Source organism: Rhizobium sp. ERR 1071 (assembly GCF_007828675.1).
GTDB lineage: Bacteria > Pseudomonadota > Alphaproteobacteria > Rhizobiales > Rhizobiaceae > Rhizobium > Rhizobium dioscoreae.
This window is the reverse complement of sequence record NZ_VITM01000001.1, coordinates 142,337-166,185: the sequence shown is the minus strand read 5'-3', so window position 1 is coordinate 166,185 and position 23,849 is coordinate 142,337. Positions and strand designations below refer to the sequence as shown.

General features: G+C 59.7%; 26 protein-coding genes and 1 riboswitch. Of the genes, 16 read left to right on the top strand and 10 right to left on the bottom strand.

Annotated elements, in window-relative coordinates; genetic code table 11:
- Window positions 1–5: 5 nt before the first annotated feature.
- The 3 genes from FBZ99_RS00765 to FBZ99_RS00755 are packed head-to-tail and all read right to left on the bottom strand — an operon-like array spanning window position 6 to window position 2,700.
- Window positions 6–1,253, bottom strand: coding sequence for a vWA domain-containing protein (locus tag FBZ99_RS00765; RefSeq protein WP_113389975.1), 1,248 nt, complete (start codon window positions 1,251–1,253; stop codon window positions 6–8).
- 3 nt (window positions 1,254–1,256) lie between these two features.
- Entirely contained in the window at window positions 1,257–2,186 is a 930-nt protein-coding gene (locus FBZ99_RS00760) for an AAA family ATPase (protein WP_113355540.1), read from the bottom strand.
- 19 nt (window positions 2,187–2,205) lie between these two features.
- On the bottom strand, window positions 2,206–2,700 hold the full coding sequence (locus tag FBZ99_RS00755) for a flavin reductase family protein (protein ID WP_113355538.1): 495 nt from the start codon (window positions 2,698–2,700) through the stop codon (window positions 2,206–2,208).
- A gap of 168 nt (window positions 2,701–2,868) precedes the next feature.
- Here FBZ99_RS00755 and FBZ99_RS00750 point away from each other — a divergent pair, with 168 nt between their 5' ends.
- The 4 genes from FBZ99_RS00750 (at window position 2,869) to purB (ending at window position 6,632) form a co-directional block, all read left to right on the top strand.
- Window positions 2,869–3,948 (top strand): ABC transporter substrate-binding protein, encoded by a 1,080-nt coding sequence (locus FBZ99_RS00750; RefSeq protein ID WP_145631029.1) that lies wholly within the window; start codon window positions 2,869–2,871, stop codon window positions 3,946–3,948.
- An 82-nt stretch (window positions 3,949–4,030) separates the two neighbouring features.
- Window positions 4,031–4,717, top strand: a complete 687-nt coding sequence (gene rpe, locus FBZ99_RS00745; protein ID WP_113355534.1) for a ribulose-phosphate 3-epimerase — start codon at window positions 4,031–4,033, stop codon at window positions 4,715–4,717.
- A 16-nt stretch (window positions 4,718–4,733) separates the two neighbouring features.
- Window positions 4,734–5,225, top strand: coding sequence for a hypothetical protein (locus FBZ99_RS00740; protein WP_371864915.1), 492 nt, complete (start codon window positions 4,734–4,736; stop codon window positions 5,223–5,225).
- Between the two features lie 105 nt (window positions 5,226–5,330).
- Window positions 5,331–6,632 carry an adenylosuccinate lyase gene (gene purB / locus FBZ99_RS00735; protein WP_145631028.1) on the top strand — a complete coding sequence of 434 codons (1,302 nt, stop codon included), beginning with the start codon at window positions 5,331–5,333 and terminating at the stop codon, window positions 6,630–6,632.
- Here the strand turns inward: purB and FBZ99_RS00730 are convergent.
- Entirely contained in the window at window positions 6,613–7,128 is a 516-nt protein-coding gene (locus tag FBZ99_RS00730; RefSeq protein ID WP_145631027.1) for a low affinity iron permease family protein, read from the bottom strand. The genes purB and FBZ99_RS00730 overlap by 20 nt on opposite strands.
- Before the next feature lie 86 nt (window positions 7,129–7,214).
- On the bottom strand, window positions 7,215–8,015 hold the full coding sequence (locus tag FBZ99_RS00725; protein WP_145317236.1) for a DUF2189 domain-containing protein: 801 nt from the start codon (window positions 8,013–8,015) through the stop codon (window positions 7,215–7,217).
- 168 nt (window positions 8,016–8,183) lie between these two features.
- Between FBZ99_RS00725 and FBZ99_RS00720 the strand changes: the two genes are divergently transcribed.
- From FBZ99_RS00720 to FBZ99_RS00700, 5 genes are all read left to right on the top strand, one after another.
- Window positions 8,184–8,738 carry an RBBP9/YdeN family alpha/beta hydrolase gene (locus FBZ99_RS00720; RefSeq protein ID WP_069613004.1) on the top strand — a complete coding sequence of 185 codons (555 nt, stop codon included), beginning with the start codon at window positions 8,184–8,186 and terminating at the stop codon, window positions 8,736–8,738.
- Window positions 8,739–9,004: 266 nt separating this feature from the next.
- Entirely contained in the window at window positions 9,005–9,769 is a 765-nt protein-coding gene (gene purC / locus FBZ99_RS00715) for a phosphoribosylaminoimidazolesuccinocarboxamide synthase (protein WP_069613005.1), read from the top strand.
- A gap of 17 nt (window positions 9,770–9,786) precedes the next feature.
- On the top strand, window positions 9,787–10,029 hold the full coding sequence (purS, locus tag FBZ99_RS00710) for a phosphoribosylformylglycinamidine synthase subunit PurS (RefSeq protein WP_069613006.1): 243 nt from the start codon (window positions 9,787–9,789) through the stop codon (window positions 10,027–10,029).
- A 103-nt stretch (window positions 10,030–10,132) separates the two neighbouring features.
- Window positions 10,133–10,804 carry a phosphoribosylformylglycinamidine synthase subunit PurQ gene (gene purQ, locus FBZ99_RS00705; protein ID WP_145631026.1) on the top strand — a complete coding sequence of 224 codons (672 nt, stop codon included), beginning with the start codon at window positions 10,133–10,135 and terminating at the stop codon, window positions 10,802–10,804.
- Window positions 10,805–10,926: 122 nt separating this feature from the next.
- A complete protein-coding gene (locus FBZ99_RS00700) occupies window positions 10,927–11,334 on the top strand; it encodes a hypothetical protein (protein WP_145631024.1) in 408 nt (135 codons plus the stop codon).
- 66 nt (window positions 11,335–11,400) lie between these two features.
- Here the strand turns inward: FBZ99_RS00700 and FBZ99_RS00695 are convergent, their stop codons facing one another.
- A complete protein-coding gene (locus FBZ99_RS00695; RefSeq protein ID WP_145631023.1) occupies window positions 11,401–12,360 on the bottom strand; it encodes a threonine ammonia-lyase in 960 nt (319 codons plus the stop codon).
- A 21-nt stretch (window positions 12,361–12,381) separates the two neighbouring features.
- A riboswitch (ZMP/ZTP riboswitch) is annotated at window positions 12,382–12,462 on the bottom strand.
- A gap of 86 nt (window positions 12,463–12,548) precedes the next feature.
- Window positions 12,549–12,794, bottom strand: coding sequence for a DUF1127 domain-containing protein (locus FBZ99_RS00690; protein ID WP_113389974.1), 246 nt, complete (start codon window positions 12,792–12,794; stop codon window positions 12,549–12,551).
- Window positions 12,795–12,899: 105 nt separating this feature from the next.
- Between FBZ99_RS00690 and FBZ99_RS00685 the strand changes: the two genes are divergently transcribed.
- The 4 genes from FBZ99_RS00685 (at window position 12,900) to FBZ99_RS00670 (ending at window position 17,701) form a co-directional block, all read left to right on the top strand.
- Complete coding sequence (locus FBZ99_RS00685; protein ID WP_113332582.1) at window positions 12,900–14,318, top strand: aminotransferase-like domain-containing protein; 1,419 nt, start codon at window positions 12,900–12,902, stop codon at window positions 14,316–14,318.
- 225 nt (window positions 14,319–14,543) lie between these two features.
- Window positions 14,544–15,050 (top strand): acyloxyacyl hydrolase, encoded by a 507-nt coding sequence (locus tag FBZ99_RS00680; protein ID WP_233789759.1) that lies wholly within the window; start codon window positions 14,544–14,546, stop codon window positions 15,048–15,050.
- Between the two features lie 170 nt (window positions 15,051–15,220).
- The gene (purL, locus tag FBZ99_RS00675) at window positions 15,221–17,452 is read left to right on the top strand and encodes a phosphoribosylformylglycinamidine synthase subunit PurL (RefSeq protein WP_113332583.1); all 2,232 of its coding nucleotides are present in this window, start codon (window positions 15,221–15,223) and stop codon (window positions 17,450–17,452) included.
- Window positions 17,453–17,467: 15 nt separating this feature from the next.
- Window positions 17,468–17,701: a BolA family protein gene (locus tag FBZ99_RS00670; RefSeq protein ID WP_004108912.1), complete on the top strand. Its 234-nt coding sequence runs from the start codon at window positions 17,468–17,470 to the stop codon at window positions 17,699–17,701.
- On the opposite strand, the gene FBZ99_RS00665 is transcribed toward FBZ99_RS00670, so the two are convergent.
- Together FBZ99_RS00665 and FBZ99_RS00660 are read right to left on the bottom strand one after the other, a co-directional pair.
- Window positions 17,687–18,886, bottom strand: a complete 1,200-nt coding sequence (locus tag FBZ99_RS00665) for a hypothetical protein (RefSeq protein WP_145631022.1) — start codon at window positions 18,884–18,886, stop codon at window positions 17,687–17,689. The genes FBZ99_RS00670 and FBZ99_RS00665 overlap by 15 nt on opposite strands.
- 219 nt (window positions 18,887–19,105) lie before the next feature.
- Window positions 19,106–19,408: a hypothetical protein gene (locus FBZ99_RS00660; RefSeq protein ID WP_113332585.1), complete on the bottom strand. Its 303-nt coding sequence runs from the start codon at window positions 19,406–19,408 to the stop codon at window positions 19,106–19,108.
- Between the two features lie 386 nt (window positions 19,409–19,794).
- On the opposite strand from FBZ99_RS00660, the gene grxD reads away from it, so the two are divergent.
- From grxD to FBZ99_RS00645, 3 genes are all read left to right on the top strand, one after another.
- On the top strand, window positions 19,795–20,130 hold the full coding sequence (grxD, locus tag FBZ99_RS00655) for a Grx4 family monothiol glutaredoxin (protein ID WP_113332586.1): 336 nt from the start codon (window positions 19,795–19,797) through the stop codon (window positions 20,128–20,130).
- A gap of 140 nt (window positions 20,131–20,270) precedes the next feature.
- Complete coding sequence (locus FBZ99_RS00650) at window positions 20,271–21,503, top strand: multidrug effflux MFS transporter (RefSeq protein ID WP_113332587.1); 1,233 nt, start codon at window positions 20,271–20,273, stop codon at window positions 21,501–21,503.
- A gap of 13 nt (window positions 21,504–21,516) precedes the next feature.
- Window positions 21,517–22,800 carry a multidrug effflux MFS transporter gene (locus FBZ99_RS00645; RefSeq protein ID WP_113332588.1) on the top strand — a complete coding sequence of 428 codons (1,284 nt, stop codon included), beginning with the start codon at window positions 21,517–21,519 and terminating at the stop codon, window positions 22,798–22,800.
- Between the two features lie 20 nt (window positions 22,801–22,820).
- Here FBZ99_RS00645 and FBZ99_RS00640 read toward each other — a convergent pair whose 3' ends face one another.
- Window positions 22,821–23,750 (bottom strand): adenylate/guanylate cyclase domain-containing protein, encoded by a 930-nt coding sequence (locus tag FBZ99_RS00640; protein ID WP_145631021.1) that lies wholly within the window; start codon window positions 23,748–23,750, stop codon window positions 22,821–22,823.
- Window positions 23,751–23,849 lie beyond the last annotated feature (99 nt).

The window sequence follows — 23,849 nt, the reverse complement described above, 5'->3', positions numbered from 1 at the left end:
GAGCCTCATTGCTTGCCGAGAAACCGTCGCGGAGCATAGGTATCCGCGCGGCCGGCGGTGAGCGCCGATACGAGATCGGCTAGAGATAATAGATTGTGAACGGGACGGAATTCGTCAACATGCGGCAGCATTGCTTTTACACCGCGCGCTCGGGCCTCGAAACCCGCAAAGCGCAAGAGCGGATTGAGCCAGATGAGCCGCCGGCAGGAGCGATGCAGCCGATCCATTTCCACGCTAAGCAATTCCACGCCCTCGCGCTCCAGCCCGTCGGTGATCAAGAGCACGATTGCGCCCTGCCCCAGCACGCGGCGCGCCCATAATCTGTTGAACTCCTTCAGCGTCTCGCCGATCCGCGTTCCGCCCGACCAGTCGCGCACAGCTGCCGCGCATTCGTCCAGCGCCTGATCCGGGTCCTTGTGGCGCATCGCTCTGGTGACATTGGTCAGGCGCGTTCCAAACAGAAACGTATGCACGCGTCGCCGCCGTTCGGTCAGCACATGCAGGAAATGCAGGAAGATGCGCGTATATTGGCTCATCGAGCCTGAGATATCCGCAAGTACCACAAGTGGCGGCTGGATTTCCTTCGGCTTCCGGAAGCGCGGCAGGATCAGCGCTCCTCCGGTGCGCAACGCGGACCGCATTGTCGCGCGCGGATCGACCTTGGCCGCTGTGCGAGATGGTGCGAAACGGCGCGTGCGCACACGATCCAGCGGCAGCTGCAGCTTCTCCAGCTCCTTCTTGGCAACAACAATCTCTGCCGCTGACATCTGCGCGAAATCCAGATGGCGCAGTACCTCGCTGCCGGAGCTTGTAAATCGCGCATCTATCTTGATATCGGGCGTCTCGCGCTGCGGGCTCCGGTCGCTCCGATCGCTCAATAATGCATCGCTTGCCCGACTCTCGCCCGGTTTCGGCTTCTCCCTCTCGCGATGGTCAGGTGCGACCGGCGACATCATTGCGATCATTTTCGCAACGAGATCGCGCGAGCGCCAGAACAGCCGGAACGCCTCGTCGAAGACGACCAGATCTTCATGCCGCTTGACGAAAACGGAACAGAGGGCAGCATGAAACTCCTCGCGGGAACCGATGCCGATGGCCTCGACCGCTTCTATGGCGTCGGCAATCGCCCCAGGACCGATCTTCAGGCCGGCCCTGCGGAGCACCCGGCCAAATAGCACGATATTGTCAGCGAGGCGCCCGTCACCGGGCGGTGACGGCGCAACGATGATGCCATCGTCTGCACTCGGCTCCATGGCTCATCCCGCCGCCAGCAGTTCGGATTTGACTTCGTCCAACACACGCTTGCCTTCGGCGCCCTGAATGCGGGCGATATCGTCCTGATATTTCAGCAAGGTGCCGAGCGTATCCGAAACGGTCTCCGGATCGAGAGCCAGCCGATCGAGCTCCGTTAAAGCGGTCGCCCAGTCGATCGTCTCGGCGACTCCCGGATTCTTGAAGAGATCGAGCGTACGCAGCTTCTGGACGTAAGCGACGATCTGGCGCGAGAGCACTTCATTGCAGCCAGGCACCTTGCGGCGGATGATCTCAAGCTCCTGTTCGGCCTCAGGATAATCGACCCAATGATAGAGACAGCGTCGTTTCAAGGCGTCATGCACTTCGCGCGTCCGGTTGGTGGTGATGATGACGACAGGCGGCTCTGCTGCCCGGATCGTCCCGAGTTCCGGCACAGTCACCTGAAAATCCGACAGCACTTCCAGCAGGAATGCCTCGAAAGCCTCGTCGGTGCGATCAAGCTCGTCGATCAGGAAAACAGGTGCACGCCCGCCGACACCGGACAGTGCCTGCAATACCGGCCGGCGGATCAGATAGCGCTCGGAAAAAATATCGGCCTCGATGCGGTCGCGGTCGGTGAGGCCGGATGCTTCCGCGAGGCGGATTTCCAGCATCTGCGCCGGATAGTTCCATTCGTAGACGGCCGAGGAAACATCCAGACCTTCATAGCATTGGAGGCGGATCAACGGCCGGTCAAGCGCCTTCGCCAAGACCTTGGCAATCTCCGTCTTGCCGACACCGGCTTCGCCCTCCAGAAAGAGCGGCCGCTTCATCTTCAATGCGAGAAACAAAACGGTGCCGAGCGCGCGACCGGCCAGATAGTCATGGGCACCGAGCAACGCCATCGTCTCATCGATGGAACTCGGCAGCGAAAGTATTGTCTGATCCGCCATGATAACTCCCTTGCAGGGGTTATAGCGCGTGATAGCCCCGGTTCATATAGAGGAGTGCCGGCTTTGGTTCGCTATAGCGTAGAGCCATCACCTCGCCTAAGATGATATTGTGTGTGGAGGCCTGCTTGATCTCGATCACGCGGCAATCGAAGGCGGCAAGAGCATCGGCAAGCACTGGCGCACCCGTCACCAGCGTCTCGAATTTGCCGGCAGCGAAGCGCTCATCGACGGTCAGTTGCGTCTTGCCGGAAAAGGCGTCGGCCAAGGCTTGATGATCTGCGCCGAGCGAGTTTAGGGCGAAAATGCCGCTTTTGAAGAAGATCTCGTTCTTGGCGTTGCTGTTGTTGAGGCAGATCAGAACCGTCGCCGGGCTGTCCGATACCGAGCAGGCCGCCGTGATCGTCACGCCGCGCCGCTCAGCACCGAGCGCCGTCGTCACCAGTTGCACATGGCCGGCATAGCGGCTCATGGCATCGCGATAAAGCGCCGGGTCCATACGTTGCCTGTCTAGCACCACCGTCTCCTTTGTTGAGTCGTGCTTGCCTAACATTCAATATGACGGTCAGGTGTTAGCTTTTCTACAATAGCATTATTGAAAACAGAGCGATTTTGCTGCTTTTTCTTTGACGATGCCCTGCAGACGGATAAATAGGGCAGGAAAATTGTCCGGGATACTCCATCGATGAACGTTCTGCGTCGCCTTCCGCTCCTGCTTGCGCTGCTTTTGGCGGCCGGCAGCAGCTATGCCGCAGGAATTCATATCGGCGTCGTGGCACCGCAGGACGGTAATTTCGCAACGCTCGGGGCAGAGATAACCGCTGGCGCAAATTTCACGATCCAGGCCCAAAAGGATACGGCAACCGTTGTCAACGAGCCCTGCACGGAGGATGGCGGCCGAGCCGCAGCTGAAGCGCTGGTAGCCGCCAAAGCACAAGTCGCGATCGGCTTTCTGTGCACGGAGACCTTGGAAGGCGCACTGCCGCGCCTCAAGGATGCCGGCATTCCTGTCATCACCGTTTCCGTACGCTCGCACATTCTCATGGAAGACGCGCTGAAGAATGGCTGGCCGCTCTTTCGCCTCGCGCCGGTCGATAGCGCCGAGGCGGCCGTGGCGATCGACACCATTTTGAAAAATTGGGCCGCGGAACCGATGGCGCTGATCGATGACGGTACGATACACGGTCGCGAACTGGTCGGCGCGATCCGCAACGCGCTCGAGGAAAAGGGGCTAAAAACGGTCTTCACCGATACCTATCGCCCCGGTCAGGATCAACAGATCGCCCTCGTGCGACGACTGAAAAAGGCGGGTGCGACACGCGTCTTCATCGGCGGCGACCGCAGCGATGTTGCCGTGATCGCACGCGACGCTAAGAGCGAGAATATTCCGCTGGCCCTGATGGGCGGCGATGCCATGCGTGCCGCAGATCAGCCTCTTCCCTTGCTGGAGGGTGTGCAGGCAATCGCTCTGCCCGACTATGCCAGCCTGCCGGCAGCTCAGCCCACGGTACAGGCAATGCGTGCGGCCGGTACCGAACCTGACGGCTATGCTCTGCCGGCCGCGGCAGCGGCTCAGATTGCCAGCCAGGCAGCGGACAGCGCCAAGGCGGACAATAAACCCATCGCCGAAAAGCTCGTGGGAACAGTTTTCCAAACAGCGATCGGTCCGATCTCCTTCGGGCAGAACCACGAATTGACCGAAAATCCCTATCGCCTGCTGGAGTGGCGGGGCAATACCTTCGTGCCGGTGACGCCATCGAACTGATGGTAAGCAGTTCTGGCGGTTGTTTGCCCGCGATAGCGGTGCTAATCCAGGCGCGAAATAATCAGTTGGAGCTCAGCTACCCATGACCTTACCGATCCGTATTGCCCCCTCCATTCTCGCCGCCGACTTCGCCAAGCTCGGGCAGGAAGTCAAGGATGTGACCGAAGCCGGTGCCGACTGGATCCATCTCGACGTCATGGACGGCCATTTTGTGCCGAACATCTCCTTCGGCGCCGATGTCATCAAGGCACTGCGCCCCTATACGACCGCGACCTTCGATTGCCACTTGATGATTTCGCCGGCCGATCCCTATCTGGAAGCCTTCGCCAAGGCCGGCTGCGACCGCATCACGGTTCATGCCGAAGCCGGCGTGCATCTGCATCGTTCGCTGCAGACGATCCGCCATCTCGGCAAGAAGGTCGGCGTCACCCTCAACCCGGCAACGCCCCTTTCCGTGCTGGAAAACGTGCTCGATGATATCGACCTGATTTTGATCATGTCGGTCAATCCGGGCTTCGGTGGCCAGAAGTTCATTCCGGCCATGGCTGATAAAATCCGCAATGCCAAGTCCCTGATCGGCGACCGTCCGATTGAACTGGAAGTCGATGGCGGCGTCTCCGTTGAAACAGCCCCTCTGATCACCGCTTCCGGCGCCAATGTCCTCGTTGCCGGTTCGGCGATCTTCAAGGGCGAATCGGTCGACGCCTATCGTCAGACGGTCGGCGATCTCCGGGCTGCCGCCGAACGAGGCCGCGTTGGATCAAATTAATCCGACCGATGTCTTTATCGCGACGGGCCGAGTACGGACCGTCGCCTCGCATTGCCTGGAAGTTCTGGGTGGTGCTCTCTGCTGGGGTGCGGCCATGTCCACCTCGGCGATTACGGCGCTCTATTTGCGCAACGGATTGCTGACCAGCCACATTGCCGCCCTTACCCTCGTCTATTTCTTCGGCGGCGCCCTCTCCTGGCTCATCCTCGTGCCGCTCACCCAACGTTTTGCCCGTCGGCGGCCGACCGGCGCACGCTTTGCCGCCTTCTTTCTGGCCCTCTCCATCGGCACCGCGGCCATAACGGCCTTCCTCTTCGCCATGGACTACCGCTGGTTCTATTCGCGCTGGCATGCGCCATTCGGCTCGCTTATCTGGATCTTCCAGTTCCTGTTCACCGGCGCCAGTGCCGTCTACCAGTTCGCCGTCCTCGGCCTCACCCTGTTTCTGCCATTCGGCCTGCTATGCCTGACAGCTGTTTCGGCCTATCTTGCGCGACGGGCGCGTTGAAGTCCCGCTAAACATTGTGCCCATGAAACATTGTGATTGCCGCCCGTCTTTGTTATGGGGGCGCCGAGTTCTCCTTGTCCCGTTAGCCAAGAAAGCTTTGAGCCTATGATCCCGCGCTACTCCCGACCGGAAATGGTCGCCATCTGGTCTCCCGAAACCAAGTTCCGCATCTGGTTCGAGATCGAGGCCCATGCCTGTGACGCGCTGGCCGCGCTCGGCGTCATTCCAAAGTCGGCAGCGGATACGATCTGGGAAAAGGGCGGCAAGGCCACGTTCGACGTCGCCCGCATCGACGAGATCGAAGCCGTCACCAAGCACGACGTCATCGCCTTCCTGACGCACTTGGCCGAAATCGTCGGTCCCGACGCCCGCTTCGTGCATCAGGGCATGACCTCCTCGGACGTGCTCGACACCTGCTTCAATGTCCAGCTCGTGCGCGCCAGCGACCTGCTCATCGCCGATATCAACAAGCTGCTGGAGGCCCTGAAGCGTCGCGCTTTCGAGCACAAGGACACCGTCACCATCGGCCGTTCGCATGGCATCCATGCCGAGCCCACCACCTTCGGCGTGAAACTGGCGCTCGCCTATGCCGAATTCGAGCGCTGCAAGCAGCGCCTGATCGCGGCTCGCGAGGAAGTCGCCACCTGCGCCATCTCCGGCGCCGTCGGCACCTTTGCCAACATCGATCCGCGCGTCGAGGAACATGTCGCCGCCGCCCTCGGCCTGAAGCCGGAGCCGGTCTCCACCCAGGTCATCCCGCGCGACCGCCATGCGATGTTCTTCGCCACGCTCGGCGTCGTCGCCTCCTCGATCGAGCGTCTCGCCACCGAAATCCGCCATCTGCAGCGCACCGAAGTTCTGGAAGCCGAGGAATATTTCTCGCCGGGCCAGAAGGGTTCTTCCGCTATGCCGCATAAGCGCAATCCGGTGCTGACGGAAAATCTGACGGGCCTCGCCCGCATGGTCCGCTCCTATTCCATCCCGGCCATGGAGAACGTCGCTCTATGGCACGAGCGCGATATCTCGCACTCCTCCGTCGAACGCATGATCGGCCCTGACGCGACCGTCACGCTCGATTTCGCGCTGGCCCGCATCACCAGCGTCGTCGACAAGCTTCTGGTCTACCCGGACAATATGATGAAGAACTTGAACAAGTTCCGCGGGCTTGTTCATTCGCAGCGCGTGCTGCTGGCGCTGACCCAGGCCGGCGTATCCCGCGAGGATTCCTATCGCCTCGTCCAGCGCAATGCCATGAAGGTCTGGGAAGAAGGCAAGGACTTCCTCGAGGAACTGCTGGCCGACCAGGAAGTGCGCGCCGCCCTTTCGGAAGCAGATATCCGCGAAAAGTTCGACCTCGGCTATCACACCAAGCATGTCGACACGATCTTCAAGCGGGTTTTCGGCTAGAATTTCCCGCTTTCGATTGCGCTTTGCTTGAGGCGGTGCGGCTGACGCGCCGCCTCTTTCCTTTGTCGGCGGATTTGGCCGCGATAGCGCGGTCATACTCGATGCTCTCGCCAGCCTTGCCCTGACTTTGTCCAGGTTCGCGCTTTGCCGCCTTTTCGACCAGCCGGTCGAGGTGCTTCAGATCCTCTTCGTCAAGATTCTCGATCCCGACAAAGCGGTTCTCGGCCGCGCTCGTCAGGATGAGTTCGTTGAGCTTGGCCTGGATGGCCCGCGTATCGCGCGTCTGCGCATTCTGGAGCAGAAAAACCATCAGGAAGGTGACGATCGTTGTGCTGGTATTGATGACCAGCTGCCATGTGTCCGAGTAGCCGAAGATCGGCCCGGTCGCGCCCCAGAGAACGACGGAGAACAGGGCAAGCACGAAGATGGCCGGTTTGCCGGTCCATTCCGAAACGACAACCGCGAACCGAGTGAAAATATGCGTAAGTCGCGTCATGATCCGCATCTCCTGATGATGCGGATCAACGTAAGAAACCGCCCCGCGGTTCCAATGATGACGGCTTCGGCCAATGCCGGCCTCGTCTAGTTCCCGGTCACAATCAGCTTGCGATAGAGATGCCAGGATGCGTGACCGAGAACAGGCATGACGACCGCCAGCCCGGCAAAGATCGGGATGGTGCCGATGACGAGCAGCGCCGTCACGATCAAGCCCCAGACCGCGATCGGTACCGGATTGGTCAGCGTCGCCCGGATGCTCGCATCCACCGCGGCGACGACACCGACGTCGCGATCCAGCAGCAGTTGGAACGTCACGACCGTTGTCACCAGCGCGACGAGAGCAAAGAGGAAGCCGATCAGATCGCCCCAAAGCATCATCGCCATGCCCTCGCGCGTCGTCAGCACGCTCGACACGAAGGATGAAAGCGTCGGAGGAACACCGTCGCCGAAGTAGATGAAGTAGATGCTCTGCGCCACGAAGAGCCAGACGATGAACAGACCGAACAGCATGAGGCCGGCAACGATGATCGACGGCAAGGCCGATGAGAAGCGCACGTCGAACGCATGGCTCCATGACGTATCCAGCCCCTTTTCCCGCCGCCTGCTGATCTCGTAGAGGCCGATTGCGGCCAGCGGCCCGAGCAGAGCGAAACCGGACATCAGCGGAAACAGCAATGGCAGCAGATTCTGGTCGGTGCTCCAGATCGCCAGCGCAATGCCGGCAATCGGATACATCAGGCACAGAAAAACATAATGCGATGGCTTCTCGCTGAAATCGTCCAGCCCCATCTTCAGGGCGTCGACGAGATCGGCGACACCGATCTTACGGATGGCGGGGCGCGTAAAAGTGTGGTCTGCTCCAGCCATGACGTGAAAGGCCGTCATAATGCTCTCCTCCTCAACCGTGGTACTCGGCTGGCGGTTCAAGATGGCGGCAAACGGGGCGCCGACATCGTCATTCGCTACCGGCAGCGGCAATCCTAGCAAATTTTGCCGCAATTGTCGCCTTTTTCCCTTGACAGTTGGCCTCCCCTTTTCCACATCGGCGAAATCATGAAAGCCTCCGACGCAAACATCCTCATCATCCCCGGCTATACGAATTCCGGCCCCGACCACTGGCAGACGCGCTGGGAGCAGAAGCTCTCGACCGCACGGCGCGTGGAACAGGCGGAATGGTCGAAGCCCGTGCGCGACGATTGGGTGGCCCGCATTGCCGAGGAAGTGAATGCCTCGGACAAGCCCGTCGTCCTCGTCGCGCATTCGCTCGGTGTTCCCTCGGTGATCCATGCGATCCCGCATTTCCGCAACAAGGTCGCTGGCGCCTTCTTCGTCGCGCCGCCCGATGTCGCCAATCCGGCCATCCGGCCGAAACATCTGATGACGTTCGGCCCCTATCCGCGAGACCCCCTACCATTTCCGTCGATCACGATCGCAAGCCGCAATGATCCCTTCGGCAGCTACGAACATGCGGATGATATTGCCAACAGCTGGGGCTCGCTGCTGATCGATGCCGGCGAATCCGGCCATATCAATACCGAATCCGGTCATGGGCCCTGGCCGGAGGGCACTATGGTCTTTTCGAAGTTTCTCAGCCAGCTGAAGCCGTAGTATTATTCATAAACGATGATGGATGGAGGCGTGCCTCGCCTCACTAGCCTGTGAAGTACCTGGCACTTTCATTCCATCGACAGATAAAAGCCTGTAAAACAGGCCATGACTGGACCCCGAATCTTGCGTTGGCACCCCGCCAAGGCCGGAATTCCGAGGAAGGAGGCGCAGGCGGATTGTGAATTCGCTTCTTATCCGTTATGGGGACGCCCACATACGATCCACTTGCGCTGTCCCATGAGCGCCAAAGACAGAGAACAATACCAATGAACCGTCGCCGCCGTATTTACGAGGGCAAGGCCAAGATCCTTTACGAGGGGCCTGAGCCGGGCACGCTGATCCAGTTCTTCAAGGACGACGCCACCGCCTTCAACAAAAAGAAGCATGAAGTCATCGATGGCAAGGGCGTACTGAACAATCGCATCTGCGAGTATATCTTCAGCCATCTGAACAAGATCGGCATTCCCACCCATTTCATCCGCCGCCTCAACATGCGCGAGCAGCTGATCAAGGAAGTGGAGATGATTCCGCTCGAGATCGTCGTGCGCAACGTTGCCGCCGGCTCGCTCGCCAAGCGCCTCGGCATCGAGGAAGGCGTGGTTCTGCCGCGTTCGATCATCGAGTTCTACTATAAGTCCGACGCGCTCGAAGACCCTATGGTTTCCGAAGAGCACATCACCGCCTTCGGCTGGGCCAACCCGGCCGAGCTGGATGACATCATGGCGCTTGCCATCCGCGTCAACGACTTCATGACCGGTCTTTTCCTCGGCGTCGGCATCCAGCTCGTCGATTTCAAGATCGAATGCGGCCGCCTGTTCGAAGGCGACATGATGCGCATCATCCTCGCCGACGAAATCTCGCCGGACTCTTGCCGTCTCTGGGATATCGAAACCCGAGAAAAGATGGACAAGGATCGCTTCCGTCGCGACATGGGCGGCCTGCTCGAAGCCTATTCCGAAGTGGCTCGCCGCCTCGGCATCATCAATGAAAACGAACCCGTGCGCGGCACGGGCCCGGTTCTCGTCAAGTAAGTTCAGAAAGGACAATCGTGATCAAGGCTCGTGTAACCGTCACGCTGAAGAACGGCGTTCTCGATCCGCAGGGCAAGGCAATCGAAGGCGCGCTCGGCGCACTCGGCTTTGACGGCGTCCATCAGGTCCGCCAGGGCAAGGTCTTCGATCTCGAGCTTGAAGGCACCGACAAGAACAAGGCGGAAGCCGATCTCAAGGCCATGTGCGAAAAGCTTCTCGCCAATACGGTCATCGAGAACTTCAGCATTTCGATCGACTGATTGTCCTCTTTCGCGAGCCATTCTTCCTTTGTCTGAGGCAATGGAGTATGGCTCACGAAGCACTTCCAGCGATTATCCCTTTGCCTATTGCGGGACCAGCATCATGAAATCAGCAGTCGTCCAACTTCCAGGCCTCAATCGCGATCGCGACATGATCGCGGCGCTGACCAAGATTTCCGGCCATGCGCCCGTAACGGTCTGGCAGACGGAGACCGAGATTCCGGATGTCGACCTGATCGTCATTCCCGGCGGCTTCTCTTACGGCGATTATCTGCGCTGCGGCGCGATCGCCGCCCGCATGCCGATCATGCAAGCGATCAAGGACAAGGCCGACAAGGGCGTCAAGGTCTTGGGGGTCTGCAATGGTTTCCAGATCCTGCTCGAAGCCGGCATGCTGCCGGGCGCGCTGATGCGCAACGCTTCGCTGAAATTCGTCTGCCGCGAAGTAAAGCTGGAAGTCGTCAATGCCGAGACGGACTTCACCGCCGCCTATGCCAAGGGCCAGGTCATCCGCAGCCCGGTCGCACATCACGACGGCAATTATTTCGCCGATGCTGAGACGCTGAAGGCGATCGAGGACAACGGCCAGGTGGTCTTCCGCTACGCCGAAGGCACGAACCCCAACGGCTCCGTCAATGACATTGCCGGCGTCATGAACGCCAAGGCCAATGTGCTCGGTATGATGCCACATCCGGAGAACCTGATCGAGGCAGCCCATGGCGGCAGCGATGGCCGCGGCCTCTTCGCCTCCGCGCTTGGGGTGGTCGCAGCCTGATAACGGCCGATCCACTATCGGAACCATAAAATCGGCGTCTTTGCATAGAACAGCAGGGCGCCGGAAAGCGGCCCGGTACACATTAGCAGACCAGCCCTAACCGCTTCATTGGAAAGAGATTGATGCGCCCTCGCCTCCTGACAGGACTTTATTCCGCCGCTGCCATTGCGATGCTTGGGCTGTTGGTCACCTCTTGCGGCCCGCGTCCGCCGAGCATCACTGCGACCGATCACAGCGCCCTGTCGACGATGGAGCGCATCATGCTCAATGCCAATACCTGCTGGTTCAAGTCTTCGGACCCGGCTTTCGCGAGTTATCAGCTCGCTCCGGAGCTCAACTCCTTCACCGGTCGCCCACGCATCCTCGTGGTCGACAAGAAGCATCCGACCGGCCGGCCATCGCTCGTTGTGCAAGCGGAAGGCAATCCCGCGCAATTGCAGGCCTTCGGTCCGATGATGTCAGGTGCGTCAGGCGGCCGCATCACGGGCGACGTCAACCGTTGGGCTGGGGGCGCGAAGGGCTGCCAATAACGGTTCCGCCGCCGCCTTTCTGTTGCCAGCGAATAGGGTAGCGCTCGGCGCGAAACAAGCTCACCTTTACGGCTTTCCAATCCACGCTTCGAACGCTTTGGGTTCCACATTGCCGCCGCAGAGAACGGTTGCCACGGTCTTTCTGGCGAAACGCTGTGGATTCTCAAGAATGGCGGCAACACCCAGCGCGGCGGCGGGCTCCACGATAAGTCCGGAATGCAGGTATAGGAGTCGCATTCCCTCCTTGATGCTGTCCTCGCTGACCAAAAGAGCGTCGTCAGCGACGGCCAATAGATCATCGAGAACTTCCGGGATCACATAGCGCCCGGCCACGCCATCGGCGATGGTGTTCGGGGCGCCCGCGTCCACGATCCGCTTGGCCTTGAAGGAAAGAGTCATAGCCGGTGCATTTCGGGGCTGGACTGTGATGATCTCCACACTTGGCTGTCGGCACTTCAGGACATAGCCGATACCGGTAGCCATCGCCCCGGCGCCCAGAGAAACCAAGACGGCATCCAGCGCTTGAGGAAATTCGGAAAGCTCGAGCCCGATGGTCGCGGCACCTTCACAAGTATCGAGGTTCTTGCTGTCCTCCACGAGGAAGGCACCCGTTTCCTCGGCGAGATCGGAGGCTGCTTGGAGCGCGGCTTCGATCTCCCCTTCGACCAACACCACATTTGCTCCGAATAGCCGCATCTTTTCCACTTTGAGGGCATTGGCGGCGACGGACGCCGTTACCGTGACGTCAAAGCTTCTCAGTCGGCCGCCATAGGCGAGTGCCTGGCCCAGATTGCCCGCGCTAGCGCAGACGACGGATTTCGTATCGCCTTGTGACTGGAGCCTAGCCAAAACCATCTCGGTGCCACGCCCCTTGAAGCAGCGCACAGGATTCATCGTTTCGACCTTGAGGACAATCCGGCAGCCCAGCGCCCGGCTCAAACTTTCGCAGACGTATTGCGGTGTATGCCGAAAGACCCAGTGTATGGTTGTGGCAGCAGTTTCGATTCGATCGATATCCAAGCGCATATGAGCCCCCATTGCGTTTCCTTATAGGGCCCAGGCGGTCGGCATTCAGGGCTGCGTTCCACGATGGTTCTCCATCACAATCCGCCAGTCGCGCAGCCACTGCAAACTCGTTCACAAGCTAGTCGATGTCAAGGATTGGAAATGGGCCGAATAACAGGCACATTGGCCTGATATGCGGCTCAGCCCACTCAATCCCAGAAGAATGACTTACTGACTTCCTTTGCCGCCTCGCGACGCGTCAGGCCGATGTCGTATAACTGATCATCGGTCAGATCTCTTAAAACCCGCCGTCCCTCGCGCTTCTCCAGCCAATCCCAATAGGACGTCCAGAGCCGGCGCAACATATGCGGCCTTGGCTGCGCCGCTCTAATTCCCACGCCCGCCGCGCAGGGGGCTCCCGCTTCGGTCGAACAGATTGTAGCCATTGTACTCATCTTCATTTCCACATGATGGTGACAATTTCGATGCATCGAGCCAAACGATGCAAATTGACTCATACTCTTGACTCGACGACAGGGACAATCTAAGAAATTGTCATTATGACAAATTGGCTTCCTGACATTTCCAGCGGAACCGGCCCGGTCTATATCCGCGTCGCCGACGCCATCGAACACGCGATTACCCATGGCGTCTTGCCGCCCGGCACCAAGCTGCCGCCGCAGCGCAATCTCGCCTATGATATCGGCGTGACCATCGGCACTGTGAGCAGGGCCTATGCCCTTGTGCATGAACGCGGTCTGGTCGCCGGCGAAGTCGGCCGTGGCACCTATGTGCTGGAGCGCTCGAACGGCAAGCAGATCGAACTCGTGGATCCGATCACGCAGGCGCTTGCCGGCACGCGCGGTCTGAACACGCCGGATGCCAAGATCCGCTTCGATACCACCGCCGCTCCCGATATCGGCCAGGGTGTAATCATCGGCAAGCTCTTCGCCGACATCAGCAGTGAGCACCAGACGGAGATCTCCTCCTATTCAAGGAACTTCCCGGCGAGCTGGTTTGAGGCAGGACAGATCTGGCTTGCCCGCAACGGCTGGCAGCCGGCAATCGAGACAATCGTGCCGACGCTCGGCGCCCATGCCGGCGCCATTGCCGTCATTTCGGCCGTTACCTCCCCGGGGGACAAGATCGTCTTCGAGAATCTCACCTATACGCAGATCAGCCGCGCCGCACGCCTGCTCGGACGCCGCACGATCCTGGTGGATTCGGACGAGCATGGCATGATCCCCGAGGATTTCGAGCGCCTGTGTCAGCAGCAGCATCCTCGCCTCGCCTTCCTGATGCCGACAGCCCATAATCCCACCCTGGTGACAATGCCCGAGGCAAGACGCCGCGCGATTGCCGCCATTGCGCGCCGACATAGTGTCTGGCTGATCGAGGACGATCTCTATGGCGGCATGACCGGCGACCAGAACCCGCTTATGGCCACCATTGCGCCGGAGCGAACTTTTGTCGTCAGCAGCCTTTCGAAATCGGTGACCGCTGGCGTGCGCGGTGGCTGGGTCGCCTGCCCGCCGCATTTCGCCCAACGCATCAAAGTCACCCATAAGATGACGACCGGCGGCCTGCCCTTCATTCTTGCCGAAACCTGCGCGCGGCTCGTCCTTGGTGGTCACGCATTGGAATTGCGTCGCAAGGCGGTCGAAGAAATCAAGGCCCGCGAACAGCTGGCGCGCGTGGCATTGGCGGGCTTTGAATTCAATTCGCATCCGCATCTGCCCTTCCTGTGGCTGAAGCTGCCCGAACCCTGGCTGTCAGGCACCTTCAAGAACGCCGCCCTGACCGAGGGTGTGTTGATAGATGACGAAGACGAGTTCAAGGCGGCGCGAATCGAACGGGTTTTCCACAGGGTCCGTGTCGCCTTTTCGTCGCCCCCACAGCGAGAAGATGTTGCGGCCGGCTTCATGACATTACGCAGGTTGTTGGAAAACGGCTCATCGGGATACGATAGTCACATTTAAGCAAGCCTTATCAATTTATCGACGTACATCTTGCGCAAATGCGATTTCGCCGTCTCGACTCTTAGCACGCTACCATTCTATCAATGAAAAATGAGGATTCGCCCGCCACACCAGGGGGAGTGCATGGCTATTGCAAGCTTTTTCAGCAAGCGTTTAGTTTCGAGTTTTCTGGTAATCAGTTCGGTATTTGTTGCAGGTCAATCGGCCGCAACCGCTGCAGATACGGTGGCAGCTACTCCCGCCGCTCCAGTCAAGATTTTCGACGAATTGCGTTTCGGCGCGAGCGGCTCCATCCAGAACGGCAACGAGCATGAAAGCGGTGTCTTCCCGGATGTCCAGGTACTTTTCAATCCGTTCGGCTATAATCCGACAGCAGATTGGAAGGATCAGCTGACGCATCCGCGTATCCACGTAGGCACATCGATCGGCACGTCAGGCTCCGCGACGCAGGTCTATGGTGGCCTTTCCTGGACGCTAACCCATAGCAACGGCATCTTCACCGAACTCGGCTTCGGCGGCACGGTGCACACGGGTAACCTGGACGACTGGCGAGAGCATGGTCCGATGCTCGGCTGCCGTCTGCTCTTCCACGAATATGCCGGCCTCGGTTATAATTTCGACAGCCATTGGAACGTAATGGCGCAGATCGCGCACTCCTCGCATGCCAATCTTTGCGATGGGCCTAATGGCGGCATGACGCGCGCCGGTATCATGGTTGGCTATAAATTCTAACCGCGCGAGGCGGTCTCCTATGGCCGCGCGCTTGATTTTCGTTGCATCTACGCCGGCGTGTTGTGAACGCCGGTGATTTTCCTGTCGCACGACAGGGAGACTTGCGCTAAAGAGACCCCGATCCCTGACCGGTCTTCAAATCCTTTACAGGCAAGGACACTCGAGCGCCCATGACCATTTCCAATTCGATCCAGATCACCCCCGAACTGATTGCCGCCCACGGCCTCAAGCCGGATGAATATCAGCGCATTCTGGATCTGATCGGCCGCGAGCCCACGTTCACCGAGCTCGGCATTTTTTCGGCCATGTGGAACGAGCACTGCTCGTACAAATCCTCCAAGAAGTGGCTCCGTACCCTGCCGACCAAGGGACCGCGCGTCATCCAGGGCCCGGGCGAGAATGCCGGCGTGGTCGACATCGACGATGGCGATTGCGTCGTCTTCAAGATGGAGAGCCACAATCACCCCTCCTACATCGAGCCGTATCAGGGCGCTGCGACCGGCGTCGGCGGCATTCTGCGCGACGTCTTCACCATGGGCGCCCGGCCGGTTGCTGCCATGAACGCCCTGCGCTTCGGCGAGCCGGATCATCCGAAGACCCGCCACCTCGTCTCCGGCGTCGTTGCCGGCGTTGGCGGCTACGGTAATTCCTTTGGTGTTCCCACTGTCGGCGGCGAAGTCGAGTTCGATGCGCGCTATAACGGCAATATCCTGGTCAACGCCTTCGCGGCGGGCCTCGCCAAGTCGAATGCCATCTTCCTGTCTGAAGCCAAGGGCGTCGGCCTGCCGGTCGTCTATCTCGGCGCCAAGACCGGTCGCGATGGCGTCGGCGGCGCGACCATGGCGTCGGCTGAATTCGACGAATCGATCGAAGAAAAGCGTCCGACCGTTCAGGTCGGCGATCCCTTCACCGAAAAGTGCCTGCTGGAAGCCTGCCTGGAACTGATGCAGACGGGCGCCGTCATCGCCATCCAGGACATGGGTGCCGCCGGCCTCACCTGCTCCGCCGTCGAAATGGGCGCCAAGGGCGACCTTGGCATCGAGCTCGATCTCGACAAGGTGCCGGTGCGCGAAGAGCGGATGACGGCCTATGAAATGATGCTGTCGGAAAGCCAGGAGCGCATGCTCATGGTGCTGCAGCCGGAAAAGGAAGCCATCGCCAAGGCGATCTTCGTCAAGTGGGGCCTGGATTTCGCGATCGTCGGCAAGACGACGGACGACCTGCGCTTCCGGGTCATCCATCAGGGCGAGGAAGTCGCCAACCTGCCGATCAAGGATCTCGGCGACCAGGCCCCGGAATATGATCGGCCGTGGCGCGAGTCAGACAAGCGCGCCGCCCTACCGGCCGACCTCGTTGCCGCGCCGGAAGACTACGCGCAGGCTCTGCTGAAACTCGTTGGCTCCGCCAACCAGTCCAGCCGCCGCTGGGTCTACGAGCAGTACGATACGCTGATCCAGGGTAACTCTCTGCAGCTTCCCGGCGGCGACGCCGGCGTCGTCCGCGTCGAAGGCCATCCGACCAAGGCTCTCGCTTTCTCGTCCGACGTCACACCGCGTTATGTCGAAGCCGATCCGTTCGAAGGCGGCAAGCAGGCCGTCGCCGAATGCTGGCGCAACATTACGGCAACCGGCGCCGAGCCGCTGGCTGCGACCGACAACCTGAACTTCGGCAATCCGGAAAAGCCTGAGATCATGGGCCAGTTCGTCGGCGCCATCAAAGGCATCGGCGAAGCCTGCCGCGCGCTGGATTTCCCGATCGTCTCCGGCAATGTCTCGCTTTACAACGAAACCAATGGCGTCGCGATCCTGCCGACCCCGACCATCGCCGGCGTCGGTCTCCTTCCGGACTGGAAAGCGATGGCCCGCATCGGCTCAGCCTCCGAAGGCGACCGCGTGCTGATGATCGGCCTCGACGGCAGCCATCTCGGCTCGTCGATCTATCTTCGCGATATCGTCGGCTCGACGGATGGTCCTGCTCCGGAAGTCGATCTCTTTGCCGAACGCCGCAACGGCGATTTTGTGCGCTCCGCCATCCGCAACGGTCAGGTCACCGCCTGTCACGACATCTCGTCCGGCGGTCTGGCGCTCGCTCTGGCGGAAATGGCGATGGCATCCGGCAAGGGCCTGCGGATCGATCTCGGCGAAGTCCGGACGCTGCCGCATGCAGCACTTTTTGGGGAAGATCAGGCCCGTTACGTCATCGCCGTTCCGGCCGATGTCGCCGATTTCGTCTGCATCAACGCGGAAAGCGCCGGCGTACCCTTCCGTCGCCTTGGTACGGTTGGCGGTGACGCACTCGTCGTCGATGGCCTGTTAACGCTTCCGGTTGAACAGTTGCGCGAGGCGCATGAATCGTGGTTTCCTGCTTTCATGGACGGCAGCGCGCTCGCTGCCGCGGAATAAATCGAGGTACCACTCATGCCCATGAACCCCGGCGATATCGAAGACATGATCAAGGCCGGCATTCCCGGCGCCAAGGTGACGATTCGCGACCTGGCCGGGGATGGCGATCACTATGCTGCGGAAGTTGTCGCGGAAGCCTTCCGCGGCAAGAGCCGCGTGCAGCAGCACCAGATGGTCTATGATGCCCTGAAAGGCAATATGGGCGGCGTGCTGCACGCCCTTGCGCTGCAGACGTCAGCGCCCGACTGAGAGCGCTTGCGCCTCTTCGCCGGAGTTGAAGCTCAGCTCCGGCAATCTCTTCGGTGAGAATTCAGCGAAATCCGAGGCCGGCAGCGGACCGGCCGTCATCAGCGTGAAATCGAAAAACGCCCTCACATCGGGGCCGAGCACATATTGCCGGTGAACCCGCAGGAAATCGCGCTTGATCTTCTTGTAATGCGTCTCCGACAGCATCTGCTTGAAACGTATGAACAGGATCGAAGCCTGCCGGGCATCCTCGTGCCCGCAAACGGCGGCAACCTTTGTCTTATAAAAATGGATCGCATCGGTCAGACAGTGAACGTCGAGCCAGAAGATGTCCTTGCAGCGTGCGATCAATCCCACGCGTGAGCGCAGCACCTTTGCCGGCCGCATGAGGGCGCATTGCAGGATGGCACTGCCAAGCGTCGCAAATACCACGCGCTTGCCCAGCAGCAGCTCCGGCTCGCGCTCAAGCAACAGGCCGACCACGTGAGCTGCCACGGACGAGCCCATGCTATGCGAGGAGATGACGAATTCTTCGACGTCGGGCTCATCCAAGGCTTGCCGGACGCTGACGGCGCTCGCTTCCAGCCATTGTTCTGCGCCTATGCCGTTCAGCCCCGCCATCGCGACTGCCATTTCCCAGTCGGAGAAAAGATGCAGAGTATGCAACTTCTCGGCCTGCGGCAGGAAGACATAGACGAAGAAGGCGACCGCGAGCGCGATACTGCCGATATGGCTCCAGGCCGGCAGTCCGAACAGGATTGGCGTAAACGCAATCGACAGGCTGAGAACAAGGCCTGCGAGCATCAGCAGAAAGGGAAAGATGAAGAACAGGCCGAAGCGCCATGCATGACGGAAATAGCCGGCCATGCCGCCCAAAATGGCAACCCTTGCGGCAGCGAGATAGCCCTGGATGAGCCGCGTAAAGAACGGCCTGCCGTTCAGGACGGCAACCAGATCGTTATGATCGACGATATGAATGCGGCTTTGGGTATGCCAATCCGCAGCCGTCGCCGTGACATCAAAATACGGTGCCCTGCCAAAATTCTTCAATTCTCCCACCGAGGCGGAAAAATCCCAGGTGGCGGCGCTCTGCCGGGCGGAACGCTCATAACGAGCCCGATGTGCGGCAGCATTCAGCGGCTCGAAGCCAGGGAAGTGGAGAACCACCCTCTTCCTGATAGAATTCATATTGTAGTCTGTCCCCGGGGCGCCAGTAGCACTGATGAAATCTGAAAATCAGCCAAGACCATGGCCTGCTGGCTTTTTCATGGCAGACCGCAACAAATCGTCCAAAAACAAAAAGATAGGGTCAAACGCTTATAATCGCGTCAGCCCGCATGACGGATGCACAATCGTCCTCAGCCGGCTTTTTCGCCATGCCGAGGGTAAAATCCGAATTCCGGCATATCAGCATTCCCGGCGCGGATATGGAGAGATATCGGCACAGGAGTCCAGCGACGGCGCAGTTATTACTTTCTCGGCGACCGGCGGCGTGGTCGATTGCGGCGTCGGTGCGGTCGAGGCCCGGTAACCGAAAGCGATGCTCAGAATGAGCACGATGGCACTGACGGTCACGGTACTGTTCAGAATCGATGCTCGTGGTGTGCGCACATGCTCGTAATATTCCCGCTCGCCTTCGCTCGTATCTTCAGAGCTATAAAATTCTCGCTCTTCACCAACCTGCCCTTCGGAATAGTGATGGTGGCTCATGGAGTCCGCTCCCTCAAGAAATATGCGAATGCAATGCCGACAGGGACCGATACGCGCCAAATCGCATCAATCGGCAAACTCTAACAAACATACCGATGGTTTGTAAATTAGGTAGCATACTAATATTCATCGTCCCTTGATTTCAAATTCATGTGTGTTGTTCAGGGCTGGAGTTGAAGGGGTGATTTCAAAACGCACTGTTCAAAAAAGGCAGTCAATCGACACCTTTTGAACGTTCCTGTTAACGACTGATGCCGGAAATCTATTCATGCGATGAAAAAGACGGCACCTACGTTTTGCCGCTGGAAATCAAGCCGGGCGCTTGCTATTTAAGGGACAGATGTAACGCTGCGGACCTTGACCCCGCATGTGAAAGGAACTGGACAATGAGCGGCATTCAGGAATTCATCGCCAACGAAGTTAAGAACAACGACGTCGTTCTCTTCATGAAAGGCACCCCCCAGTTCCCGCAGTGTGGTTTCTCCGGCCAGGTGGTCCAGATTCTCGACTATATCGGCGTCGATTATAAGGGCATCAATGTCCTAGCCGACGCTGAAATCCGTCAGGGCATCAAGGACTATTCCAACTGGCCAACCATTCCGCAGCTTTACGTAAAGGGCGAATTCATCGGCGGTTGTGACATCGTGCGCGAAATGTTCCAGGCGGGCGAATTGCAGCACCACCTTCAGGAACACGGCATCAGCGTTCGCGGCGCCGCCTGACCGGGCACCGGGCTCCCCGTCCGGTTTCCATAGTTCAATTTGATCGATAAGGCGCTGCCGCCGGGCGGCGCCCTTGATATGTTTATGGGAATAAAACCGTGACGACTTCATCCCAGGCCATGTCCCATGGGCAACTGCCCATGGGCAAACGTGAGTTCATCGCACTCGCGGCCTTCCTGATGGCGATTAACTCACTCGCAATCGACATCATGCTTCCCGCGCTGCAGCAGATCGGTTCCAGCCTCGGCGTGATGAACGAAAACCATCGGCAATATGTGGTAACAGCCTATTTGATCGGCTTCGGCTCGGCCCAGCTTATCTATGGCCCCTTGTCGGATCGCTTCGGCCGCCGCATGCCACTCTTGATCGGCATCACCATCTACGTGATTTCGGCGTTCGGCATCGCCCTCATCCCGTCTTTCGCCGGTCTGCTGGCGCTCCGCTTCATTCAGGGCCTCGGCTCGGCAGCCACCCGCGTCATCACCGTCTCCATCGTCCGCGACGTGTTCGGCGGCCGCCTGATGGCCGAGGTGATGTCGCTCATCATGATGGTTTTCATGATCGTTCCGGTCATCGCGCCGGGAAGCGGCCAGATCATCCTGCTGGTCAGCACCTGGCACATGATCTTCGTCTTCATCGGCGCCATGGCAACCCTCGTCGGTCTCTGGATGTATTTCCGGCTTCCGGAGACGCTTAAGCCTGAAAATATCCGCCCCCTGACCGTCAGATCGGTTGCCGCCGGCTTCAAGATCGTTCTGACGGACCGGGTAGCACTCTGTTACACCTTGGCGAGCACGTTCCTGTTCGGCGCGCTGTTCGGCTTCATCAATTCCGCCCAGCAGATCTACAACAACATCTACGGCCTTGGCGTCTATACGCCGCTGGCATTCGGCGGCGTGGCGGCGTTCATGGCCCTGTCGTCTTTCGTCAACTCCCAGTTCGTCGGCCGGTTCGGCATGCGCCGGCTGTCGCACACGGCCTTGCTCGGCTTTGTCGCCATCACCTTCTGTTGGCTGCTGGTGCAGCTTTACGGGCCATCACCGATGCCGTTCCCTCTGTTCATGGTCTTTTTCGCACTGGCCATGTTCCAATTCGGCTGGATCGGTTCCAACTTCAACTCTCTGGCGATGGAACCCCTCGGCCACGTCGCCGGCACGGCATCCTCCGTTCTCGGCTTTATGAGCACGGTCGGCGGCGCATCGATCGGCGCCTGCATCGGGCAGTTCTATAACGGCACGGCGACACCGATGGTCATTGGCTATTTCACCGTTTCCCTCATCGGCGTCGTCTTCGTGCTGATTGCCGAAAAGGGAAAGCTGTTCCGCCCGCACAATGCGCCGCCTCCGGCCGACCAGTCTCTCGCTTTACATTGACAGGCATATTCGAATGACAACCCCGCCTCAGTCTCAGCAGCCGGCCCAGTCCGGCTCCAGCCGCATCGGCCTCGGCATCGTGGAATTCATCCTCACGATCGCCCTGATGACGGCCAGCATTTCGATGGGCATCGACAGCATGCTGCCGGCACTGCCGAATATCGGCCAGTCGCTTCATGTCGCCAACCCGAATGACACCCAGCTCGTTATCGGCGTCTATTTCCTCGGTTTCGGCATCTGTCAGCTTTTCTTCGGCAGCCTGTCGGACACCTATGGCCGGCGGTACATCCTGCTCGGCGGTCTGGCCTTCTATACGGTGACCCTGTTTGCCGCAGCCTGGAGTGGCAGCCTGTTTGCCTTGCTGGCAATGCGTTTTGCGCAGGGCGTCGGCGCCGCGGCCGTGCGCATCACCACGCTTGCCATCGTCCGCGATTGCTTCGGCGGTCGCGAAATGGCCCGCGTGATGTCCTATATCATGATCGTCTTCATGATTATGCCGATGGTTGCGCCCTTCGTCGGCCAGATGATTGTCGCCTATTCGAACTGGCAGTGGATTTTCATTCTGCTCGGCATCGTCAGCGCCGGCCTTTTCTTGGTTGCCTTCTTCCGCATGAAGGAGACGCTGCCCGCTGAAGAGCGCCTGCCGCTCTCGGTCACCTCCGTACTGTCCGGTTTCAAGACAGTGCTGACCAACCGCATCACCTGCGGCTACATGATCGGCCTGACGCTCTACACCGGCATCATATGCGCCTACGTCGTTTCGGTGCAGCAGGTCTTCGGCGAAGTTTACGGGCTTGGAGACACGTTTCCAATCGCCTTTGCGGCAACGGCAGCCGGCACCGCCGTCGCACAGTTCGCTAATGGCTATTTCGTCCGCAGCTTCGGCATGCGCCGCATTTCCCACGCTGCCATGATCCTTTTCACCGTTTTAGGCGCCATCGGCTACATCGTCGGCATGTTCGGCCAGCCGAGCTTCACCTTCATCTATGTACTGATCTCGGTGATGCTAATGATGTTTGCAGTGATCACCACCAATTGCATGGCGATAAGCCTCGAGCCGATGGGACACCTGGCGGGTACGGCGGCCGCCATCACCAGCTCGATCTCCACGACGGTCGGCGTCCTGCTCGGCGGCATCGTCGGCCAGATGTTCGACGGCACGGCACAGCCGCTGCTTGCCGGCTTCACGGTGTTTGGCGCGCTGTCGATCGTCGCGACGCTATGGGCGGAACGCGGCAAGCTCTTCACCCATCCCGGCGATGCGCCGGCGCTGGAACCGGGCATGGGGCACGTTTGAGCGCGACGTGCCTCCCTTCCCTAGGCGCCGCTGCGCGGCCGACTGACCCAGCGCAACGCAGCGGCGATCGCAAGCCCGAAAAGCGGCCACATCGCCCAAGGTGTTCCATGCCAGGTGAAAAGGTTGATGGCAACGATCCCGATGCCGGTAATCACAAGGCTGGCAATCGCCATATCGATCTGTCTGTTGCTGCGGACGTAGCGGAACGCCGCACCCCATAGAATCGCGAGTATGGGCCATTTCGCCCAGAATTCGCCCTGCCAGGTCAGCCCATTGATGATGGCGAGAGCGACGCAGATGATGACGACGCCACCATAACTCCGCCGCCAGTCTTGCGGAAGGGGTTCCCGCATCGCCGGCTCGGGTGCCCGCGCGGGAGTGGGCTCCGGAACCGATTGATAATCGGACGTGGTATCGACGACCCGCACGCCGCCGATGCGCACAGCATAACTCGGTACGCCGCCTTCGATGTTCTTGACCTCGAGCTGCCCAAGAAAATCGAAACCGACCGCCACCTTGTTGCGGACCTGATCGTAAACCGTATTGGAAATGACTATTCCACCCGGAGCGGCGCGCGACTGCAGCCGGGCGGCAATATTGACGCCGTCGCCATAAAGGTCATCACCATCGGCGATCACATCGCCGAGATTGAGCCCGATGCGGAACAGCATCTGCTTGTCGGGGTCGGCCACAGCATTGTAACCGGCAAGTTCGTTTTGCGTATCGATTGCAGCGCGCACGGCTTCGACGACACTTGGAAACTCGGCAAAGACGCCATCGCCCCAGGTATTGATGACCCGGCCGCCATGCGCTTCGATCAGCCGTTTCATCGCATCGCGGTAACGACGAAGAGTGGATAACGTCCCCTCCTCATCCTTCCCCATGAGGCGCGTATAATCCTGCACGTCGGCGCAGAAAATGGTGGTCAGCTTGCGGCTCGTCTCGGACATCTGTCTCATCCCCGCGGCAAGCGCCGACCAAGGCTCTTGCCTGTTGAAGCAAAGATAGCCCCGCCGCAATGACTTTCCAAGGGCCTCGCGGACTATCCT